This window comes from Novosphingobium sp. SG751A (assembly GCF_013149295.1).
Lineage (GTDB): Bacteria > Pseudomonadota > Alphaproteobacteria > Sphingomonadales > Sphingomonadaceae > Novosphingobium.
On the sequence record NZ_JABGCB010000026.1, the window covers coordinates 23512 to 42900 of the forward strand.

General features: G+C 60.9%; 18 protein-coding genes and 2 pseudogenes. 15 read left to right on the plus strand and 5 right to left on the minus strand.

Annotation, left to right across the window (positions count from 1 at the left end; genetic code table 11):
• Positions 1 to 36 precede the first annotated feature (36 nt).
• Positions 37 to 333 carry a hypothetical protein gene (locus FHW96_RS23395; protein WP_172342983.1) on the minus strand — a complete coding sequence of 99 codons (297 nt, stop codon included), beginning with the start codon at positions 331 to 333 and terminating at the stop codon, positions 37 to 39.
• A gap of 13 nt (positions 334 to 346) precedes the next feature.
• Between FHW96_RS23395 and FHW96_RS23400 the strand changes: the two genes are divergently transcribed.
• Genes FHW96_RS23400 through FHW96_RS23410 form a run of 3 tightly spaced genes read left to right on the plus strand, consistent with a single transcriptional unit; the run spans position 347 to position 3393 of the window.
• Positions 347 to 1630, plus strand: coding sequence for a CmpA/NrtA family ABC transporter substrate-binding protein (locus FHW96_RS23400; RefSeq protein ID WP_172342984.1), 1284 nt, complete (start codon positions 347 to 349; stop codon positions 1628 to 1630).
• A gap of 12 nt (positions 1631 to 1642) precedes the next feature.
• On the plus strand, positions 1643 to 2581 hold the full coding sequence (ntrB, locus tag FHW96_RS23405; protein ID WP_172342985.1) for a nitrate ABC transporter permease: 939 nt from the start codon (positions 1643 to 1645) through the stop codon (positions 2579 to 2581).
• A gap of 11 nt (positions 2582 to 2592) precedes the next feature.
• Positions 2593 to 3393 carry an ABC transporter ATP-binding protein gene (locus FHW96_RS23410; RefSeq protein WP_172342986.1) on the plus strand — a complete coding sequence of 267 codons (801 nt, stop codon included), beginning with the start codon at positions 2593 to 2595 and terminating at the stop codon, positions 3391 to 3393.
• Between the two features lie 38 nt (positions 3394 to 3431).
• Here FHW96_RS23410 and eat read toward each other — a convergent pair whose 3' ends face one another.
• The 3 genes from eat to FHW96_RS23425 form a co-directional block, all read right to left on the minus strand.
• Positions 3432 to 4808, minus strand: a complete 1377-nt coding sequence (gene eat / locus FHW96_RS23415) for an ethanolamine permease (RefSeq protein WP_172342987.1) — start codon at positions 4806 to 4808, stop codon at positions 3432 to 3434.
• Positions 4809 to 5022: 214 nt separating this feature from the next.
• Positions 5023 to 5943, minus strand: coding sequence for a TonB-dependent receptor (locus FHW96_RS23420; protein WP_172342988.1), 921 nt, complete (start codon positions 5941 to 5943; stop codon positions 5023 to 5025).
• Between the two features lie 318 nt (positions 5944 to 6261).
• Positions 6262 to 6810, minus strand: coding sequence for a TetR/AcrR family transcriptional regulator (locus FHW96_RS23425; protein WP_172342989.1), 549 nt, complete (start codon positions 6808 to 6810; stop codon positions 6262 to 6264).
• A gap of 61 nt (positions 6811 to 6871) precedes the next feature.
• Here FHW96_RS23425 and FHW96_RS26835 point away from each other — a divergent pair, with 61 nt between their 5' ends.
• The 5 genes from FHW96_RS26835 (at position 6872) to FHW96_RS23450 (ending at position 11152) form a co-directional block, all read left to right on the plus strand.
• Positions 6872 to 7138: an SDR family NAD(P)-dependent oxidoreductase gene (locus FHW96_RS26835; RefSeq protein WP_371815795.1), complete on the plus strand. Its 267-nt coding sequence runs from the start codon at positions 6872 to 6874 to the stop codon at positions 7136 to 7138.
• Positions 7139 to 7193: 55 nt separating this feature from the next.
• Positions 7194 to 8288: an alkene reductase gene (locus FHW96_RS23435; RefSeq protein ID WP_172342990.1), complete on the plus strand. Its 1095-nt coding sequence runs from the start codon at positions 7194 to 7196 to the stop codon at positions 8286 to 8288.
• Positions 8289 to 8384: 96 nt separating this feature from the next.
• Positions 8385 to 9209 carry an oxidoreductase gene (locus tag FHW96_RS23440; protein ID WP_172342991.1) on the plus strand — a complete coding sequence of 275 codons (825 nt, stop codon included), beginning with the start codon at positions 8385 to 8387 and terminating at the stop codon, positions 9207 to 9209.
• Positions 9210 to 9257: 48 nt separating this feature from the next.
• Positions 9258 to 10121 carry an alpha/beta fold hydrolase gene (locus tag FHW96_RS23445; RefSeq protein ID WP_172342992.1) on the plus strand — a complete coding sequence of 288 codons (864 nt, stop codon included), beginning with the start codon at positions 9258 to 9260 and terminating at the stop codon, positions 10119 to 10121.
• A 29-nt stretch (positions 10122 to 10150) separates the two neighbouring features.
• Positions 10151 to 11152 (plus strand): NADP-dependent oxidoreductase, encoded by a 1002-nt coding sequence (locus tag FHW96_RS23450; RefSeq protein ID WP_172342993.1) that lies wholly within the window; start codon positions 10151 to 10153, stop codon positions 11150 to 11152.
• A 38-nt stretch (positions 11153 to 11190) separates the two neighbouring features.
• On the opposite strand, the gene FHW96_RS23455 is transcribed toward FHW96_RS23450, so the two are convergent.
• A complete protein-coding gene (locus FHW96_RS23455) occupies positions 11191 to 12246 on the minus strand; it encodes an AraC family transcriptional regulator (RefSeq protein WP_216651031.1) in 1056 nt (351 codons plus the stop codon).
• 161 nt (positions 12247 to 12407) lie between these two features.
• Here FHW96_RS23455 and FHW96_RS23460 point away from each other — a divergent pair, with 161 nt between their 5' ends.
• From FHW96_RS23460 to FHW96_RS26840, 7 genes and pseudogenes are all read left to right on the plus strand, one after another.
• Complete coding sequence (locus FHW96_RS23460; protein ID WP_216651032.1) at positions 12408 to 13367, plus strand: enoyl-CoA hydratase/isomerase family protein; 960 nt, start codon at positions 12408 to 12410, stop codon at positions 13365 to 13367.
• 178 nt (positions 13368 to 13545) lie between these two features.
• Positions 13546 to 14352 (plus strand): SDR family NAD(P)-dependent oxidoreductase, encoded by an 807-nt coding sequence (locus FHW96_RS23465; protein WP_172342994.1) that lies wholly within the window; start codon positions 13546 to 13548, stop codon positions 14350 to 14352.
• Positions 14353 to 14374: 22 nt separating this feature from the next.
• The gene (locus tag FHW96_RS23470; protein ID WP_172342995.1) at positions 14375 to 14671 is read left to right on the plus strand and encodes a YciI family protein; all 297 of its coding nucleotides are present in this window, start codon (positions 14375 to 14377) and stop codon (positions 14669 to 14671) included.
• 129 nt (positions 14672 to 14800) lie between these two features.
• On the plus strand, positions 14801 to 15574 hold the full coding sequence (locus FHW96_RS23475; protein WP_172342996.1) for an SDR family oxidoreductase: 774 nt from the start codon (positions 14801 to 14803) through the stop codon (positions 15572 to 15574).
• Between the two features lie 48 nt (positions 15575 to 15622).
• A pseudogene (locus tag FHW96_RS23480) lies at positions 15623 to 16994 on the plus strand (NAD-dependent succinate-semialdehyde dehydrogenase).
• Between the two features lie 62 nt (positions 16995 to 17056).
• A complete protein-coding gene (locus FHW96_RS23485) occupies positions 17057 to 17497 on the plus strand; it encodes a nuclear transport factor 2 family protein (RefSeq protein ID WP_172342997.1) in 441 nt (146 codons plus the stop codon).
• A 260-nt stretch (positions 17498 to 17757) separates the two neighbouring features.
• Positions 17758 to 18059 (plus strand): annotated as a pseudogene (locus tag FHW96_RS26840) (IS5/IS1182 family transposase); the annotation flags it as partial.
• Positions 18060 to 19389: the final 1330 nt, after the last annotated feature.

A 19389-nucleotide genomic window follows, 5' to 3' on the forward strand; every position in this document is an offset into this window, starting at 1 on the left:
ACCATCCGCGCATATGTACGCCAAATGGCGTAATTCTTATGCTGCACCGCAATAGATGCTTGCGGAATCGCCCAATACAGAATTAATTTTCACTCGCATTTCGGGAATGGCCCAAGGACGGGTCTTTCCAAAAACGGAATAGCAGCAGTTTTGTGGCAATGGCGCCGCCCGATCTATTTCCAAAGTGGAAATCAGATCGAGGCGGTTTTTTGCGTTTTTAGCTCTTTCGACGCTGAGATCCTGCGCAAGCAGCGATTTCCGCGACGATAAATTGCGCCCGCAATGCCCTGCCTCGTCAAAACTGGCTGAATAAACACTGGATCGTGCAAACAAGGGGAACGGGACAATGGCAAAAGACGACGACTTCACCACTATCAGCCGCCGCCGCCTGCTCAAGACCGGGGCCGGTCTTGCCGCGGCCGCTGCCGGCGAAACGCTTTTTGCCGCTAAGGCCATGGCCGCAGCAGGCCCGCCTGAAGTCAAAGGCGCCAAGCTGGGCTTTATCGCGCTGACCGACGCAGCGCCGCTGATCGTGGCCAAGGAACTGGGCCTGTTCGCCAAATATGGCATGCCCGATGTGACGCTGGCCAAGCAGGCAAGCTGGGGCGCGACGCGTGACAATCTGGTGCTGGGCGGCGGGGGCGGCGGCATTGACGGCGCGCATCTGCTCACCCCGATGGCCTATTTCCTGACGCTGGGGGTTCAGGCCAAGGCCACGCCGATGAGCATCCTTGCCCGCCTGAACGTCAATGGTCAGGCAATCAGCGTGGACAAGGCCTATATGGCCGCCAAGGCCGACCTTAACGCAGCCAAGATGAAGGGCGTGATCGCCCAGAAGAAGGCGGGCGGCAAGAAGATCACCATGGCCATGACTTTCCCCGGCGGCACGCATGACCTATGGATCCGTTACTGGCTGGCCGCGGGCGGGATCGACCCGGATAAGGACATCGACCTCATCACCGTGCCGCCGCCCCAGATGGTGGCCAACATGAAGGCCGACACGATGGACGCCTTTTGCGTGGGCGAACCGTGGAACGCGCAATTGGTGGATCAGAAGCTGGGCTATACCGCCGTTTCGACCGGCCAAATGTGGATGAACCACCCGGAAAAGAGCTTTTCGATGCGCAGCGACTGGGTGGCAGCCCATCCCAACGCCGCCATCGCCATCACCGCCGCGATCATCGAAGCCCAGAAATGGGCCGATAATCCCGCCAATATCAGCCGTCTGGCCATGATGATCTCGGGCCGCGACTACCTCAAGGTTCCGGTGGGCGATATTGCAAGCCGCCTTCAGGGCAATTTCGATTTCGGCGATGGCCGCACGCAGGGCAACGCGCCATACAAGATGAAGTTCTTCGCCAACAACGCCTCCTTCCCCTTCAAGAGCCATGACATGTGGTTCCTGACCGAGGAGCAGCGCTGGGGCAAATTGCCGATGAACCTGAACAAGGGCGCGGCCATCGCAAAGGTCAACAGGGCCGACATCTGGCGCGCGGCGGCCGCCAAGGTGGGCGGGGTTCCCGTGCCGCCTTCGGACAGCCGGGGCGTGGAAAAGTTCTTCGACGGCAAGACTTTCGATCCCGGCCACCCGGAAGCCTATCTCAAGAGCCTCGCCATCAAGCGCGTTTAAGGGAGACAGTCCATGGCCAGCAAGCCCGACATAACCAGCCCCCCACCCGTTTCGACAACGGGCGAAGCGGTAATCCTGCCTTATCCCGAAACGGCCATTGCCCGCAGGTTTTTCCCACCCATGCCCAAGCCCACCCATCCTGCCGCGGTCGCTGCGCAAAAATTTGCTTCGGCGGTGCTGCCCACGGCCTTCATGCTGGCGTTCCTGCTGGCTTTCTGGACGCTGGCCTGCGGCCCGGATTCCGCGCTGCCCAGCCCGTCCAAGGTCTGGGAGGAATCGCATGAAGTGATCATGCATCCGCTCAAGGGCGTCGAATTCCACGGCATCATGCCCGAAATTCAGGATGGCGGCGATGTGGGCATCGGCGCCCATATTATGAAATCTCTGGGCCGCGTGCTGAAAGGCTATACGCTGGCGGCGATTGTCGGGGTTGCTCTTGGCATGCTGGTGGGCACCAACAAATATGCCTTCCGCGCGCTCGATCCGCTGTTTCAGGTGCTGCGCACCGTGCCGCCGCTGGCATGGCTGCCCATCAGTCTTGCGATTTTCCAGCAGGCCCAACCTTCCGCGATCTTCCTGATCTTCATCACGGCGATCTGGCCGATCATCATGAACACCGCTGTGGGCGTTCAGAACATCCCCCAGCAATATCGCAATGTGGCCAAGGTGCTGGCGCTCAACCCGATGGAATATTTCGTGCGCATCGTCCTGCCCGCCTGCGTGCCGCATATGTTCACCGGGCTGCGCATCGGCGTGGGCATGAGCTGGCTGGCCATTGTGGCGGCCGAGATGGTTCAGGGCGGCACCGGCATCGGCTTCTTCATCTGGGACAGCTATAACAGCTCGCTCCTTTCGGACACGATCGTCGCGCTGGTCTGGATCGGCATGGTCGGTTTCGCGCTTGATCGCATCGTTGGCGCCATTGGCCGCCTGATCGCCCGCAACGGATAAGGATCACTATCATGAAGCAACGTTCTTATCTCGCTCTCGAAGGCGTGACCGTCGAATTCCCCACCAAGAACGGCCTGTTCTGCGCGCTCGACCGCATCGACCTGAACATCGAAAAGGGCCAGTTCGTCGCGCTGATCGGTCATTCGGGTTGCGGCAAATCCACTCTGCTCAATGCCGTGGCCGGGCTGAACAGGCCGACGCGGGGGGTGATCTTCCTTGATGGCGATGTCATCGACCGCCCCGGCCCGGATCGCGCGGTGGTGTTTCAGGACCACTCGCTGCTGCCTTGGCTGACGGTGGAGGAGAATGTCGCCTTGGCCGTGTCCAAGACCGCCAACGGCAAAAGCAAGGCCGAGCAGAAGGATTGGGTCCAGCATAATCTGGAACTGGTGCAGATGGGCCATGCGGCCAAAAAGCGCCCCGGCGAGATCAGCGGCGGCATGAAGCAGCGCGTCGGCATTGCCCGCGCCATTGCCATGCAACCGCGCGTGTTGCTGATGGACGAGCCGTTTGGCGCGCTCGACGCGCTGACCCGTGCCGCCTTGCAGGATGTGGTGATGGAACTTCAGGCGCGGCTCAACAACACCGTGCTGATGATCACCCATGATGTGGACGAGGCGGTGCTCTTGTCCGACCGCGTGGTGATGATGACCAACGGCCCGGCCGCCCGCATCGGCCAGGATCTTGCCGTTGACCTGCCCCGCCCGCGTGATCGCCTATCGGTCATCGACCTGCCCAATTACGCCCATGCGCGCAGCGAAATCATCCATTTCCTGCACGAACGCTATCGCAACCCCGCGCAGGCGGCATGAAACCGCCTCCTCGCAGCCTGATGGCGTCTTGCGCGCCATCAGGCTGCCTGCGAAGATCCCACGGAAATCCGGGCATGGCGGTGGCGGAACCAGACCGAGCCGGAAACCCCCACGCCCATGATTGCCACAAAGATCGCGAAGATGACCGGGTTGAAGATGATCATCGAGGTCGTCGCAATCAACGCCAATATCAAGGCGATGGCGGGCAGAAACGGGTATAAAGGCGCGCGATAGGGGCGCTCCATGGCGGGATGGCTACGGCGCAGGCGAAACAGGCTGGCCAGGCTCATGATATAGATCGTCAGCGCCCCGAATGCTGCCACAGTCACGATGCTGGCGGTGAGCGATGCCCCGGCGATAGTGATCAGATTGTCGCTGAAGATGGCGGCAATGCCCACAAATCCGCCCGCCAGAACCGCAATATGCGGCGTGCGGAAACGCGGATGAAGCCGCGCGAAATAGCGGGGCAGATAGCCTGCCCGCCCCAAGGCGAAGATTTGGCGCGAATAGCCCATGATGATGCCGTGAAACGAGGCGATGAGCCCGAACAGACCCAGCCACACCAGCATATGCAGCCACGAACTCGATTGCCCGACAACCCGGATCATCGCCTGCGGCAAAGGATCATTCAGATTGGACAGGCTGCGCCAATCGCCCGATCCGCCAGCAAAGAGCATGACGCCAAAGGCCAGCAGCGTGAGCGTGACGATGCCGGTGATATAGGCAATCGGAATGGTCCGATGCGGATCGCGCGCTTCTTCCGCCGCCATGGCCACGCCTTCGATCGCCAGAAAAAACCAGATAGCAAACGGCGCCGCGGCCACAATGCCAAACAGCGAAGTGATGGCAAAGCTGCCATGCCCGCCCCATCCTGCGGCGGCAAAATTGCGCCATTCGAAGGCCGGCGCGACCACGCCCATGAACACCAGCAATTCCCCCACGGCCAGCAAGGTAATGATCAGCTCAAAGGTTGCCGCGATCCGCACGCCGACAATATTGAGCGCCATGAAGAGAATATAGGCCCCCAGCGCGGCCAGTTTGGGGGGAAGCGCGGGGAATTGTACATTGAGATAGGCGCCGATCGCCAGCGCAATGGCGGGCGGCGCAAAGACGAATTCGATCAGCGTGGCCATGCCTGCAACCGTCCCGGCCAAGGGACCGAACGCCTCACGGCTATAGGCAAAGGGACCGCCCGAATGCGGAATGGCCGTGGTCAGTTCGGTGAAGCTGAAAATGAAGGCCGCATACATGGCCGCGATGAAGATCGTCGTAACCAGAAACCCAAGCGTTCCAGCTGTTGCCCAGCCATAGCTCCAGCCGAAATATTCACCCGAGATCACCAGTCCAACGGCAATGCCCCACAATTGAAAGCCGCCCAAACTCTTCGCAAGCGTCACATCCCCTTGTTGATTCATGATCAGACCCCATGCTCAGCGGAATTGACGACCGCCTCCGTGCAAGGTTGCATCACGCACGTATTGAATGAGGTCCGCAATGGGCAGAATCCCCCCATTGCCCATTCCAGAGGCAATCTGACGGCGCGAGGGCGCGCCTGACCATGGTCCATGCAAAGGCCGCAAGCCTTTCCGATAAAGGCGGGGGCGAAAAGCCATCGCACCCGCAATGGATTCAAAAGCGATAGGTGCAATGTACGCCCAGAGTGCGGGGCGCCTGAAACTGCCATGTCTGGGCGGTGATCAGGCTGGTGCGGTTGATGCGCGCATAAACCAGAGCATCAGTGAAATTCTTGGCAAAGGCCTGAACCCGCCATGGCCCCTGTTCATAACCGATGGTGAAATTGCCGACCGCAACCGCGGGTGCGCGCGTGTCGGCCCGGTTGACGAAATCGAAATAGACCTGCGACGAATAGCGCCCATCGAGCCGCAGCGTCACCTTGCCATGGCCCAAAGGAATGTCCTGATCGATACCCCCGGCAAGAACCACATCGGGCGCATTGGGCAGGCGGTTGTTGCTGATGTCGATACGGGTGGAGGAGGTCAGCGCCGCGCGGGCGAAGATTTCGGCGCCATAAGTGTTGGTCTTGCCCGCATTGATCGTTCCGGCCCCCAGACTGCGCGGCAATGTGGCCTGAAATCCGTCGAGCACCTGATAGAACACATCGGCATTGAAGGTCAGCCGCCCATCGAAGAACCGGTTTTTCGATCCGAATTCAAACGACTGTACCGTTTCCGGGCCAAACTGGTTGTTCGGATTGGTGGGATCGGTGCTGAAGCCGCCCGGCTTATAGCCGGTATCGAATTTGGCATAGAGCATGTTCTGCGGCGTGACGTCCCAGTCCAGCCCCAGACGATAGGTGAACTTGGAGGCCGTTTGCCGACCATTGGCGGGCGTATTCTGCACCGGCGGCGTACCGGCACAGCCCAATGCGCCATAGAGAAACGAGGGTATCACGGCGATATCGCAGCGCAGATCGTTCGATCCGGTGCGAGTCACCGAATCCCACGAATAGCGTCCCCCGACGGTGGCCTTAATCTTGGGCGTGACGGCATAGGAAGCCTGTCCGAACACAGCCTTGGACAGGGAAACCACATTATAGTGGAATTTGAAAGCCAGAAAATTAAAAATAATGCATATTATTCAATATTTTATATTCGATCTTGGAAGTTTGTCTCATATTCATCAAATAAGACGCCCACGCATGACGACGACCATTCACGAACGATAGCCATTTCCTTGTACCCATAGCGACCTCAAATCCGCCGACGCAGCCCCTCCTCAACCTCGCATTGCTCCCGATAGGCGAGGAATGAATTCAGAGGCGCCGAAGTTGCCCCAGCCGCGGCCCAAGGACTCAAAAGCCAGCGGACCAGCGTCGAGCCGGTTCTGATATCGGCGGCAGGCCCCTATTTAACCGACCGCAGCGTCGATCCATGCGCGCGTTTGCGCAAGCACTTCGTCCGACAGTTGTGGGTCATCGACCGCCCGCGCCAGAATGACCGCCCCGACCATCGCTGCCCAGCTTCCGATTGCAGCGCTGCGCTTGTCGGCAACGGGCAAAGCCGGAAGCGCCTGTTCGATGCGCTCGATTTGCGTGCGCAACCCTTCTGTCATAGCGGCTTTCGCAGCAGGCGTCTGGTGGCGAATGGCAGCAGCGAGGCCGGCCGTCGGGCAACCGCCGCCCGGATTATCCCGGTGTCGGGGGGCCAGATAGGCCCGGACAAAGTCGCTGAACGCGCCGTCCTCGAAACTGTCCGCTGCGAGCGCGTGCCCAAGCGCCTGCGCAACCAGATCGTCCTTCGATCGGAAATGCCCGTAAAAGCCACCATGGGTTAGGCCTGCCGCCTTCATCACCTCTGCGACGCTGACCGCCTCAAAACCCTTTTCCTTAAACAAGGCGCTGGCGACATCCAGAATCCGGCGTCGGTTTTCCGCCATCTGCTCTCGGCTGACCTTCATGTTCAAATTTCTCCGCGCGCACCGTTGACATTTAGATGATCATCATCATATTTAAGCAATCATGACGATGATCATGAATATAAGACCCCCCGACAGAAAGAGCAATCCGATGACGCAAATTCCTGCAGCTCTTATCACTGGCGCCTCCACCGGCATTGGCGCCACCTATGCCGAACGGTTTGCCCGCCGCGGGCATGACCTCGTGCTGGTGGCGCGCGACGCGGCGCGGATGGAGGCCCTTGCCTCACGCCTGCGCCAGGAAACCGGGGTCATGATCGGCAACATCGTCAACGCCCTGCCCGCCAAGCGCTATCGCACGCACGCCTGAGCACCACGTCATTCCCAAGCCTTTGTCGCAAAAACGACCACATCACAGGTGCTTCATGACCAGCAATATGCTTTTCGAACCCTACACTCTCGGCGCCATCCAGCTTTCGAACCGGATCGTGATGGCGCCGCTCACCCGCAACCGTGCCGGTCCTGGTCTGGTGCCCGGTGACCTGACCGCCGAATATTACGCCCAGCGCGCTTCGGCCGGACTGGTCATCGCCGAGGCAACCCAGGTATCGCAGCAAGCGCAAGGCTATCAGGACACGCCCGGCATCTACACCCGCGATCAGATCGAAGGCTGGCGCAAGGTGACCGCTGCGGTGCACGCAAAGGGTGGCCGCATGGTCCTCCAGCTCTGGCATGTCGGCCGGGTCAGCCATGTCGACCTCCAGCCCGATGGCGGCCAGCCCGTCGCACCTTCAGCCATCCGTGCCGATACCAAAACCTTCGTAAACAATGCCTTTGTCGATGTTTCCCAGCCACGCGCGCTGGAGATCGATGAACTGGCTGGCATCGTCGACGACTTCCGTCAGGCCGCTTCCAACGCGATCGCGGCGGGTTTCGACGGGGTCGAGGTTCACGGCGCCAATGGCTATCTGCTCGAACAGTTCGCCAAGGACGGCGCCAATATCCGCACCGATGCCTATGGTGGCTCGGTGGAAAACCGCGCACGGCTGATGCTGGAAGTCACGGCTGCGGTGGCACAGGAAATCGGGCCTGATCGCACTGGCATCCGGATTTCACCGGTGTCGCCCGCCAATGGCATCGCCTGCAGCGATCCCCAAGCGCAGTATGATTATATCGTCGATCAGCTTGAAGCGCTCGGCATCGCCTATATCCATGTCGTCGAAGGCGCAACGGGTGGGCCGCGCGACATCGCTCCCTTTGATTACGGGTCGCTGCGCCGCCGCTTCTCCAAGACTTACATTGCCAACAATGGCTATGATCTGGGCCTTGCGACCGCACACCTGTCTGAGGGCAAGGCCGACCTGATCGCTTTTGGACGTCCGTTCATCGCCAACCCGGATTTCGTGGAACGGCTGCGCAGCAGCGCGCCGCTAGCCGAGATCGATCCCACGACGCTCTATGGCGGTGGCGCCGCAGGTTACACGGATTATCCCCGCCTCACCCAAGCGCCCGGCACCTGAGCCAGCGGGGGCCGTGCTGCGGCACGGTCCCCGATCCGCCCCCCCACCGTCAACCACCGTGCGGCCGATGCCGCACGCCAGATCGAGAACATGCCCATGGCGACCTCCGCATCCAAAGCATCGAAAACAGCATTCGTGACCGGCGCCTCCAGCGGCATCGGCAAAGCGGCGGCATTGGCGCTCAGCCATGCAGGCTACCGGGTGATCGGCACCAGTCGCAAGGCGGCGCCGGGCGAGATTCGTAATGGCATTCGAATGATCGCGTGCGACGTGACATCGGACGCTTCGGTTGCCGCCGCCGTCGAGTTGGCACAGACCGAACTGGGCCGCATCGACCTTCTGGTCAACAACGCAGGTTATGCAATTTCCGGCGCGGCAGAGGAGAGTTCGATCGAGCAGGTGCGCGCCTTGTTCGACACCAATTATCTGGGCGTTGTCCGAGTGACAAACGCGGTCCTTCCGATCATGCGCCGCCAAGGCAGTGGGCGGATTCTGAATATCGGCTCGGTCGTGGGGCTGATTCCCGGCCCCTTCGGCGCTCATTACACGGCCAGCAAGCACGCGATCGAAGGCTACTCGGAATCGCTCGACCATGAAGTGCGACCTTTCGGCGTTCGCGTCGCCGTGATCGAACCATGGGCAACGAAGACGTCCATCGAAGACAATTCGCCGCGCGGCGACCGGCCCGTCGCGGACTACGCCGAGACCTTTGCCCGCTATCAGGCCGCGTTCAACGCGGCCATGGCGAGCGGCGACACAGCGGAGGCAGTAGCGGGAACCATTGTCGCCGCGGCACAGGCGCGCAAGCCGCAATTGCGCTATCCTTCGGGCAAGGAGGCAAGACAGACAGCCTTTGCCCGGCGCTTTTTGCCGCGCGCACTTTTCGATCGCACCCTGCGCAAGCAGTTCAATATCGCCTGAGAGACCCGTTCTTTCCACCGGCCCGCGCGCGGGCAAAGCAGGCCCATCATGACCAACGCACCCAACGCCAACATATCGTCAAGCTCCTATCGCGACGCGCCCACCCGCTTCGTGACGGTGGGCAAGATCCGGTTCGCCTACCGCGAACTAGGCCCGCGCGGGGAGACGCCGCTGGTGCTGCTCAATCACTGGGGGGCCGTGCTGGACAATTTCGACCCCCGGATTGTCGATGGACTTGCCGCCTCGCGCCACGTGATCGCGCTCGACTATCGCGGGATTGGTCTTTCAGGCGGGTCGGCCCCGGTGACGGTCGGTGAAATGGCGCGCGACGTTCAGGCCGTCATCGCCGCGCTTGGCTTTGCCAAGGTCGATCTGCTTGGCTTTTCGCTGGGGGGCTTCGTGGCCCAGGATGTCGTGCTGAACGCGCCCACTCTGGTACGCAAGCTGATCCTCACCGGCACCGGCCCTGCCGGTGGCGCGGGCATTGACCGTGTCGGCGCTATCTCCTGGCCGCTGATCATTAAGGGTGTGCTGAGCGCGCGCGATCCAAAGACCTATTTGTTCTTCACGGGCACCGCCCATGGCCGCCGCGCGGCCAAGGACTTCCTCGCCCGATTGCAAGAACGCAAGGCAGATAGAGACAAAGGTCCGAGCCCGCGCGCTTTCTTGCGCCAACTTGCCGCGATCAAGGCCTGGGGACGGCAGGTCCCGCAAGATCTCTCGCGCATCACTATTCCGGTCCTCGTCGCCAACGGAGACAACGACATCATGGTGCCCACCGCGAACAGCCTCGACCTGGCCCAGCGCATTCCCAATGCCGAACTGGTGATCTACCCTGATGCCGGCCATGGCGGCATCTTCCAATACCATGGCAAGTTCGTCTCGAAAGCCTTGGCTTTTCTCGCCGATTGACTGACACATTCAAACGCCGGAGACCGCACGTGAAAGCCTTTGTCGTCGACAAGTACAAGAAGAATGGCCCGGTGCGTCTGTGCGGCATGCCTGATCCCGATATCGGCGCCGACGATGTTCTTGTTCGCATCCATGCCGCCGCGATCAACCTTCTCGATTCCAAGATCCGCAATGGCGAATTCAAGCTCTTCCTACCCTATCGCCCGCCCTTCATTCTGGGGCATGATCTGGCCGGAACGGTGATCCGCACGGGTTCCAATGTGCGGCAGTTCAAGGCAGGCGACGAGGTCTATGCGCGCCCGCGCGACGGCAGAGCCGGCACCTTTGCCGAAATGATCGCGGTGGACGCCGCGGACCTTGCGCTGAAGCCAGCAAGCCTGTCGATGGAAGAGGCTGCGTCGATCCCGCTTGTGGGCCTGACCGCCTGGCAGGCTCTGGTCGAGGTAGGCAATGTTAAGCCCGGCCAGAAGGTGTTTATCCAGGCCGGTTCGGGCGGTGTCGGCACCTTTGCCATCCAGCTTGCCAAGCATCTCGGCGCGACCGTCGCCACCACCACCAGCGCGGTCAATTCCGAACTGGTCAAGAGCCTCGGCGCGGATGTGGTGATCGATTACAAGACGCAGGATTTTGAACAATTGCTGTCCGGCTACGACCTGGTGCTCAACAGCCAGGATGCGGCGACACTGGCCAAATCATTGAAAATACTGGGACAGGGCGGCAAGCTGATCTCCATCTCCGGTCCGCCGGACGTTCCCTTTGCCAAGTCCCTTGGGCTGAACCCGTTTCTGCGTTTCGTGATGCGGATGTTGAGCCGGAGCATCGTGAAAGCGGCAAAGCGCCGTGACGTCGATTATGCGTTCCTGTTCATGCGCGCGGAAGGGTCGCAACTGGCGCAAATCACCAAGTTGATCGATGACGGTGTGATACGCACTGTCGTCGACAAGGTCTTCCCCTTCGCGCAGACGGAGGAAGCCCTTGCCTATGTCGAAACCGTGCGGGCCAAAGGAAAAGTTGTTGTCAAGGTTTTGTAACGGAGCCCAGCGTCAGCGGATAAACGCCTCCCTGTGACTCATGCTATGGCTTCGCGGCGCAATGCCTGTGGTGTCGTTCCCGTCCAAATCCGGAATGCGCGCAGGAACGAATTAGCGTCTTCGAAGCCAAGCAGCAACGCGATTTCCGCGCTCGTCATCGCTGTCCTGCGCAGATAGTGGTCCGCCAGCGCCGCGCGCACGGCATCCAGGGTGAGTTGGAATGAGGTCCCCTCCTCTTGCAACCTGCGTTGCAGGGTGCGCGTGCCAACGCCGAGCCGCTTTGCGACCGAATGCATCGCCACGCCTCCGGCCGGTAGCGCCTCGATTAATGCACTGCGGAACCGTTCCACCATGTTTGCCGTGCGGTCGAGGTCGGATAGGCGCTGGCGCAGCGACGGCTCGAAGAACGCCCAGATCTTGTGGTTCTCGGTGAGGAAAGGTCGATCCATATCTTCTGTCGAGAACACAGGTTGTGCCTGTGCCCCGCGGCCCACAGGCACGCCGAAGAACTGTTTATAGAGAGCAGCGTCAGCATCAGGGATATCGGCCGATTCAGGAAAATTGACGTTGAGCGGTATCATCGGCGTGCGCGTTGCAAGCCGACCAAGCTGCACGAAAAAGACCAGCTTGAAGGCGAGGAACACGGCGGGGGGAACCATGGTCTGATCGAGGAAATTGATTGTCACGACTGTGCGTGCACCCACGCGATCCAATTGGATCCTCATCGGCGCGATGAGGCGTACGTATTTGCCCAGTCGCTCGAGAGCCGCGCCCAGATTGGCACTGCACAGTGTAACGAACAACTCGGGATCGAACCAGTCGCTGGTCATCACCTGGGCGATCCGCAACGGTGCAGGCAAATCCGCGTCCAGAGATCGGGCTTCCGCCTCGATCGCCATCCACAAGTCGAAGAATGCCTGTGGGCTGATCTTTAGATGATCGCGAGCGAACAGGTCTCCCGGCAGGTCGGCGCGTCGCAATACCGGGGCCGTTTCCAGTCCGGCATCGTGCATCAACAGACGCCAGCCCGGCCAGATCGCATAGTCGAGCATCGAATTGGACCTGCGGACGACGGATTTCTGAGAAGCAGCCATGCAATGGGTTTATTTGGCACAAGACGCCACTTCAATAACGAATCGCGCCAAATTTCATTGATGTCGCAATGGCGCGTTCAGCATGAAGATTGACGTGATCCGCCAATGTTTCCTTGCGGCACGAGTTGCATATCCGAAGGCTCAACCTTCAGGAGATTGCTATGAGAATGCCTATCCGTGCAGCCCTGCTGCTTTCCACTGTGCTGTTATACGGCGGCACGCCGGCGCAGGCGTCCGCCCCGGCCCTACAGGCGACTTCTGCTGCTACGCCGGCCGCAAAGACCATCATCACGGTGAAGACCATCTCGCCGGAGGTTCGCGAGATATCCTATGCCAACCCGCCGTTGAACTTCATCGTTCCTGAAACTTTGGTGGCGCTGAACCAGGCAGTGCTGGATCTCTCGAAAGACGACCGCGTGAAAGTGGTGCTGTTCACCAGCGCGGTCGACGGCTTCTTCTACAACCATTTCGACATGGGCCAGTTTCCCGGCTTCATCAGGCAGGTGAGCGCGACGGGCAAGCCGCTTTGGGTGGAGTTGATCTCCAACATCGAAAAGGCACCGTTTCTGACCGTCGCATCGATCCGGGGCCGAGCCCAGGGCGGCGGTGACGAACTCATGCTCGCATTCGATCTGCGCTACGCCAGCAAGGAAAAAGCGATATTCAACCAGCCCGAAGTAGGGATCGGCCTGTTCCCCGGCGGCGGCGGCCCCGATCATCTCGTGCGGCTTGCGGGGCGTGATCGCGCTCTGGAGGCGTTCCTCAGCGCGGACGATTATGACGCGAGCACCGCGGAACGCTTCGGTTGGGTCACCCGCACGCTTCCCGATGCCGAACTGGACGAGTTCGTGGCAAAGCAGGCAATGCGGTTGGCGACGTTCGACAAGACGGCCCTGATCGAGACAAAGAAGCACATCAACGCCATCGCGCTTCCTACCGAGGCAGAGCGGCTGGAAGCCTATCACCAGTTCACGAAGTCGGTGACCTGGCCCGGACTCCAACAGCGCATGGGTGTGTTCGGCAAGGTCATTCAGGATGCCGGCCCGATGAACGTCGAAACCCGCATGGGATATTATGTCGGCGAGGGGAATCGACAAATTCAGGAGAGCGGCCGGAAGTAACGGAAACCGGGCGGTTTCCGCGCGAACGCAAGCCGCCCCGGACCGCAGCAAACGCCACAGGAAAGATTGGCGCCTTCAGCATTCACGTTGACGTGATCGGCTAGTGCGAAGGCCGGGGGACGCGTGCAAATAGGGGACATCCCATCGATCGGCGCGTTTAGCGCCAGGAGCCAATGCAATGAAGAAGACCATCCTGATTACCGGCGCGTCCTCGGGCTTTGGCCTGATGCTCGCAAACACGCTGCACCACCAAGGCCACACTGTGATCGGCACCAGCCGCGAGCCGGAGCGTTATGCTGGCCGTTTTCCGTTCAAGCTGTTGCGTCTGGACATCGGTGACGACGCTTCCATCGACGCGTTCGCGAAGGAGCTGTTCGCCACCGTAAACAAGCTGGACGTGCTGGTGAACAATGCCGGGTATATGCTGACCGGCTTGGCTGAGGAAACCCCGATCGAAGCCGCCCGTCAGCAGTTCGAGACCAATTTCTGGGGCACCGTAAAGGCCACCAACGCCGTGCTGCCCTATCTGCGCCGCCAGCGCTCGGGCCAGATCATCACGGTCAGTTCGATCGTGGCGTTGATCGGGCCGCCCAACCTCTCCTTCTACACCGCGTCAAAGCACGCCGTGGAAGGCTATTTCAAGTCGCTGCGCTTCGAACTGCACAACTTTAACATCAAAGTCAGCATGGTCGAGCCGGTGTGGTTCAAGACCAACCTCGGCGCCAACGCGGTGAAGGCCGTCGCCGGCGACATCGCCGATTACGACGAATATCGTCGCAAGGCGAACGTCGCGACCCAGAAGGGCATTGATGCCGCTGAGCAGCCGGATGCCGTGATCAAGGCGATCGGCAAGCTGATCGACACGAAGGATCCGAAGTTCAGCAATCCTGTTGGTAAGATGACCGGTATGTTCCTCTTCCTTCAGAGCTACGCGCCGAAGATGTTTGAAAGCTCGATCCTCAAGAGCGTCGCCACCGCGGCCTGACCCCTCTTTAAGGAGTGTCCCAATGAAAGCTTATCTGACCAAGTGGATCCCGCCGCGCGCGGACTTCCTCCCCACCATCACCGAGGCGGAACAGGCGCTGTTCCAGCAGCATGGCGACTGGCAGACCGCGCTGCGCAAGACCGGCCATATCGTCGCCCACGGCCCCGTCGCCGATCCCGCAGGCCCCTATGGCGTCGCGATTTGGGAAATCGAAGACGATGCCGACATCGCGGCGCTAACCGCCGAGGATCCGATCGTAAAGGCCGGAGTCGGTCACTACGAACATTTCCCGATGATGCAAATGCGCTCGCGCGGCTGACGGTTCGACCGGCTCCGAAAGGATCCTCCCGTACTTCATCTTAACCTTCCCGGAAGCGGTGCGCCTCTTCCGGGATAGCGGGCCTGCACCCGGCCGATCCCTATCCTGCCTACAACAAGGTACTCTATCATGACAATTGCTCTTATCACCGGCGCTTCCAGCGGCATCGGTACCATCTATGCCCGCCGCCTTGCTGCGCGCGGCCATGGCCTGGTCCTCGTTGCACGCGCGGCCGACCGCCTCAATGCACTCGCCGACGAACTGCGAACGGCGCATGACGTGCCAGTCGAAGTCCTTGTCGCCGACCTCACCGATGCGGCGCAGCTGGAGCGCGTGGCCGACCGCCTGCGCGCCGATCCGCCGATCGACATCCTCGTCAACAATGCCGGCGCCGGCCTGGCCGGCGGTATGGCGCATGCCGATCCGGCTGCGCTCGAATCGCTGCTACGGCTCAACGCGCTGGCACCGACGCTCCTCACCGCCGCGGTGCTCGGCGGCATGCTGGCGCGCGGCAGCGGATCGATCGTCAACATCGCCTCGGCGCTGGCGCTCCTCCCCGAATATTCGCACGGCATCTACGCCGCGACCAAATCCTATGTGATGACGATGTCCCAGAGCCTCAACGCCGAGGTCGGCGACAAGGGCATCTATGTCCAGGCGGTGCTGCCGGCCGCCACGCGCACCGAGATCTACGACCGGATGGGCGGCGATATCAGCAAGGTGCCCGACGTGATGGATGTCGAGGATCTCGTCGACGCCGCGCTGATCGGCTTCGATCGCCGCGAGCTCGTCACCATCCCGCCGGTGCCCGATGCCGAAAGCTGGACGGCGTTCGAGCATGCCCGGATGAACCTGGCGCAAGGCTTCAGCAACGCCGAGCCCGCCGAGCGCTACCGTCGCTGAACCGGCGCGGCTTCCCCCCCTCGCGTTCCCCAGTCGAAAGGTAAGCACATGGCGTATCGTACCCTCAATCCGTTCACCGAGCAGACAATACGGACCTTCGCCGAACATTCGGACGCCGACGTCGAAACAGCCCTGGCAACGGCGCACGCCCTGTTCCAGTCTCCGTGGAGCCGAGAAGAGCGCGGGCGACGCCTCGCAGTGCTGGGGCGTCTCGCCGATGTCCTCTCGGCCAATCGCGACCTGCTCGCACGGACCATGGCCGAGGAAATGGGCAAGCCGCTTGCCCAGGGGCAGATGGAAGCCGATCTGTGTGCCGGCATTGCGCGCTATTATGCCGACCATGCCGAGACGATCCTCGCGCCCGAACCCGTCGCCAGCGACGTCGGCGAAGGCTGGGTGGAGTTTCATCCGGTCGGCGTGCTGGTCGCGGTCGAGCCGTGGAATTTTCCCATCTACCAGCTGGTGCGCGTCGTCGCCCCGGCGATCGCGGTGGGCAATCCGGTGCTTTACAAGCACGCCAGCATCGTGCCCCAGTGCGCTGCGCTGTTTGAGGATCTGGTCCGTCAGGCGGGTGCGCCGGAAGGCGCCGTGACCAACCTCTACATCTCCGCGGCGAAGGTCGCCGAACTCATCGGCGACGACCGTGTCCAGGGCGTTGCTCTCACCGGTTCGGAAGGCGCCGGCAGCAAGGTCGCGGCACGTGCCGGTGAAATGCTGAAGAAGGCGACGATGGAACTCGGCGGCAGCGACGTGTTCGTCGTGCTCGACGATGCCGATCTGGCAGCGGCGGTACAGGGCGGGATCTTCGGACGCCTCGGCAATGCCGGGCAGATTTGCACCGGGGCCAAGCGCTTCATCGTCCAGCGCGGGATTGCCGAGGCCTTTACGGAAGCGTTTGTTGGCGCAATGGCCGGTGCGCCGATGGGCGATCCGCTGGATCCGCAAACGCTGCTCGGGCCGCTTGCCTCCCGGGAAGGTCTGGAAGGTCTTGCCGCGCAGGTCGAGGAAGCAGTGCGCCACGGCGCCAAGGTGCTGACCGGCGGGAAACGCCCCGATCGTCCGGGCTTTTTCTACGAGCCGACCGTGCTGACGGATGTCTCGCCGAGCAATCCTGCCTTCTATCAAGAATTCTTCGGTCCGGTCGCCCAGTTGTTCGTGGTGGAGGACGACGACGAGGTCGTGGCGCTGGCGAACAATTCCATTCGGCCTCGGCGGCACAATCTATGCGCAGAACATCGCCCGCGCCCGCGCGCGCGCCTCGCGGATCGAGACCGGGATGGTGTTCATCAACACACCGACAACTTCGCGCCCCGAATTGCCCTTCGGCGGCATCAAGCGCTCCGGCTTCGGGCGAGAACTCGGCACGGCCGGGATCATGGAGTTCGTGAACCGCAAGCTGGTCGTAGTGGCCAACGGCTGAAACGGAGGGCCGGAGCTCGTCTACCCGCCCTCAACCTTGATCCAAAAACGAGGATTTCCGACATGACCAACAAGATTTCGCCTCCTGCTGCGGCAACTGATGCAACCACCGAACAAGCTGTCCAAGAGTGGCACCGTATCGTAACCCAGCGCGACTGGGATGCGCTGCCTGCGCTGGTCGTGGACGATGTGACCTATCACAATCCGGCCCAGTTCGCCCCTTATCGCGGCAAGGAAGCGCTGGTGGGCGTACTCCGGTTGGTGTTCAGCATCTTCGAGGATTTCCAGTACCTCCGTCGGTTCGATGGCCCGGAGGGCACCGCCCTGGAGTTCACCGCCCGCGTTGGCGCGGACACGCTGTTCGGCATCGATCTGGTGCGTTTCGATTCGGCGGGGAAGATGGTGGACCTGATCGTGATGCTGCGTCCGGTGGATGTCGTAGCCAAGCTGGGCGCAGAAGCCGCGCGCCGGATAGCGGAAGCCTCGGATGCCGGGACGGCGTAAGCATATGTCGGCCGACCCAGCCCCGGTGTCGCATGCGATGCCCAAAGACGAGCTTACCATCTGAGCGACCGGGACGGCCTCTATCTGCTGATCGAATCAAGCGGTTTGCGTTTCTGTCGCCCCGGCCGGCAAAGCCACATTTGGATATTACAGCAGCAAAGCGGTCCTCACCTCTGATATTCAAGAGTATCGACACGATCAGTCGGTTTTTAAGGCTGGATAATCCGAAGTGGGAGGAAGTGAGATGCCACCCACACATCCCTGACGCGCGGCTGTTCAAGAAGGCGCGCGGCCAGGCAGCGAAACTTGTCCTCATCGAAAACCGCAATGGCCCAGTGGTGGATACAGAATTCACCCATGCCATCGGCAACTGCGCAGCGCGGCGCCGACCATGCTGGAACTCATAGAGGGGCACCACCGGATCACGCTGGGGGCGAACAAGAACTATGACACCGCCGCCTTCGTCGCGGAGCTGCGCGAGATGGATGTCACCCCTCACGTCGCCCAGAACACCACCAACCAGCGTTCGGCCATCGCCATGCGCACGACGCGCCATCACGGGCAGCAGCGCGTCGGATATGGTCCTCCACGCTGACTGACGGGGCCTAGCTCTGGGGCCTAGGCTTGCGCCTCACAGCGCCCGAGTCAGCCAAACACGACCCGCCTTAGCAAGGCCACCAGAGAGAATGACTGGCGGCATAGGCTGGAAACGGCAAATGCGGGACCAATGACGAGCTCTGCCACGCCATTTTTTTGCAGCCTGCTAAAAACCCTCGCCCAGACAAGGCGCGCGCTCCGTTACCGCACCTCCAACTTTGCGCCAAATGTTTCAATGACGGACAAGCAAAGACATTGTCGACGTCGGCACTTTTAATTGACGCGCACGACAGCTTGGCATTAGACAGATAGCGTGGTTGCAGATCGGCAGCGACGCCCCAGCCACGAATCCAGGGACCCGGTGATGGTCAACCGTCCATCTAACAAAACCTTTGACCAGTACGGTCTCGAAGCAGATGTGACTTTTTTGGAACACAAACATGCAAAAAAGCAGCTCAGCACATCCTTACATTCAGGCTATCAGATCTCATTGGGCTGCGCTTGGATACTGTAGAAGGATAGCCAATCGTGAGCAGCCACGATTACCAGCCTAGCCGAACCTCTGCGCCACAGGCCATAACTGCTATGCGCCATTATCCCCGATCGATATATGATCCCATTTCGATGCCTTTCGACGAAGGCTATTTCTCAACCGAAGTCGACGTGACCGACCGACCGACCCGTCATGCCGGAAGAGGCGTTTTTCATGCGTCACAAAGGATGTCAAAGAATTAGCATATGGAACCGCCAAGCATACGCTTTGTCCCTGAGTTGCGGATCGGCGATAATTTATCATGCTGACCCGGCTGAACGATCTCACCCTCGCTCTAGAGGGCTCGTTTAGCATGGTAAGCCAAGCCGCTGTCAAAAGGCCTGCCTGATGCGGCTGGCTCGAGCCATGGCAAGCTGCCTGTTACTGCTTGCTGCCTCTTGCAACGCGAAGCCGGCGAACCAGCAAATCTTGCTGCACCTTTGGCGCCATCAGACAGGCCCGGAGGAAACCGCAGCCAACCAACAGATGATCGCACGCTTCAACAACTCTCGAAGCGGCGTCAAAGCCGATGTTCAAACGGTACCGCAAGGCTCCTATCCGCAATCCGTCCTCGCAGCGGCTATGGCCGGGCGCCTTCCCTGCGCTTTGACGGTCGACAGCCCGATGGTGCCATCCTTCGTCTGGGCAGGCCATATCCGGCCACTTGACTGTCCCCCGTCAGCACCCATGGCACAGATTTGATGTTGTGATTTAAGGAGGATTGGGGCTTCGTCGTAATGACGAAGGAATGCAGATGAAGCCC

Bases quoted from the DNA above. Each gene is read 5' to 3' on its own strand.
- FHW96_RS23400 (WP_172342984.1), top strand. From the start codon at position 347: ATGGCAAAAGACGACGACTTCACCACTATCAGCCGCCGCCGCCTGCTC.
- ntrB (WP_172342985.1), top strand. From the start codon at position 1,643: ATGGCCAGCAAGCCCGACATAACCAGCCCCCCACCCGTTTCGACAACG.
- FHW96_RS23410 (WP_172342986.1), top strand. From the start codon at position 2,593: ATGAAGCAACGTTCTTATCTCGCTCTCGAAGGCGTGACCGTCGAATTC.
- eat (WP_172342987.1), bottom strand. From the start codon at position 4,808: ATGAATCAACAAGGGGATGTGACGCTTGCGAAGAGTTTGGGCGGCTTT.
- FHW96_RS23425 (WP_172342989.1), bottom strand. From the start codon at position 6,810: ATGAAGGTCAGCCGAGAGCAGATGGCGGAAAACCGACGCCGGATTCTG.
- FHW96_RS26835 (WP_371815795.1), top strand. From the start codon at position 6,872: ATGACGATGATCATGAATATAAGACCCCCCGACAGAAAGAGCAATCCG.
- FHW96_RS23435 (WP_172342990.1), top strand. From the start codon at position 7,194: ATGACCAGCAATATGCTTTTCGAACCCTACACTCTCGGCGCCATCCAG.
- FHW96_RS23440 (WP_172342991.1), top strand. From the start codon at position 8,385: ATGGCGACCTCCGCATCCAAAGCATCGAAAACAGCATTCGTGACCGGC.
- FHW96_RS23445 (WP_172342992.1), top strand. From the start codon at position 9,258: ATGACCAACGCACCCAACGCCAACATATCGTCAAGCTCCTATCGCGAC.
- FHW96_RS23455 (WP_216651031.1), bottom strand. From the start codon at position 12,246: ATGGCTGCTTCTCAGAAATCCGTCGTCCGCAGGTCCAATTCGATGCTC.
- FHW96_RS23460 (WP_216651032.1), top strand. From the start codon at position 12,408: ATGAGAATGCCTATCCGTGCAGCCCTGCTGCTTTCCACTGTGCTGTTA.
- FHW96_RS23465 (WP_172342994.1), top strand. From the start codon at position 13,546: ATGAAGAAGACCATCCTGATTACCGGCGCGTCCTCGGGCTTTGGCCTG.
- FHW96_RS23470 (WP_172342995.1), top strand. From the start codon at position 14,375: ATGAAAGCTTATCTGACCAAGTGGATCCCGCCGCGCGCGGACTTCCTC.
- FHW96_RS23475 (WP_172342996.1), top strand. From the start codon at position 14,801: ATGACAATTGCTCTTATCACCGGCGCTTCCAGCGGCATCGGTACCATC.
- FHW96_RS23485 (WP_172342997.1), top strand. From the start codon at position 17,057: ATGACCAACAAGATTTCGCCTCCTGCTGCGGCAACTGATGCAACCACC.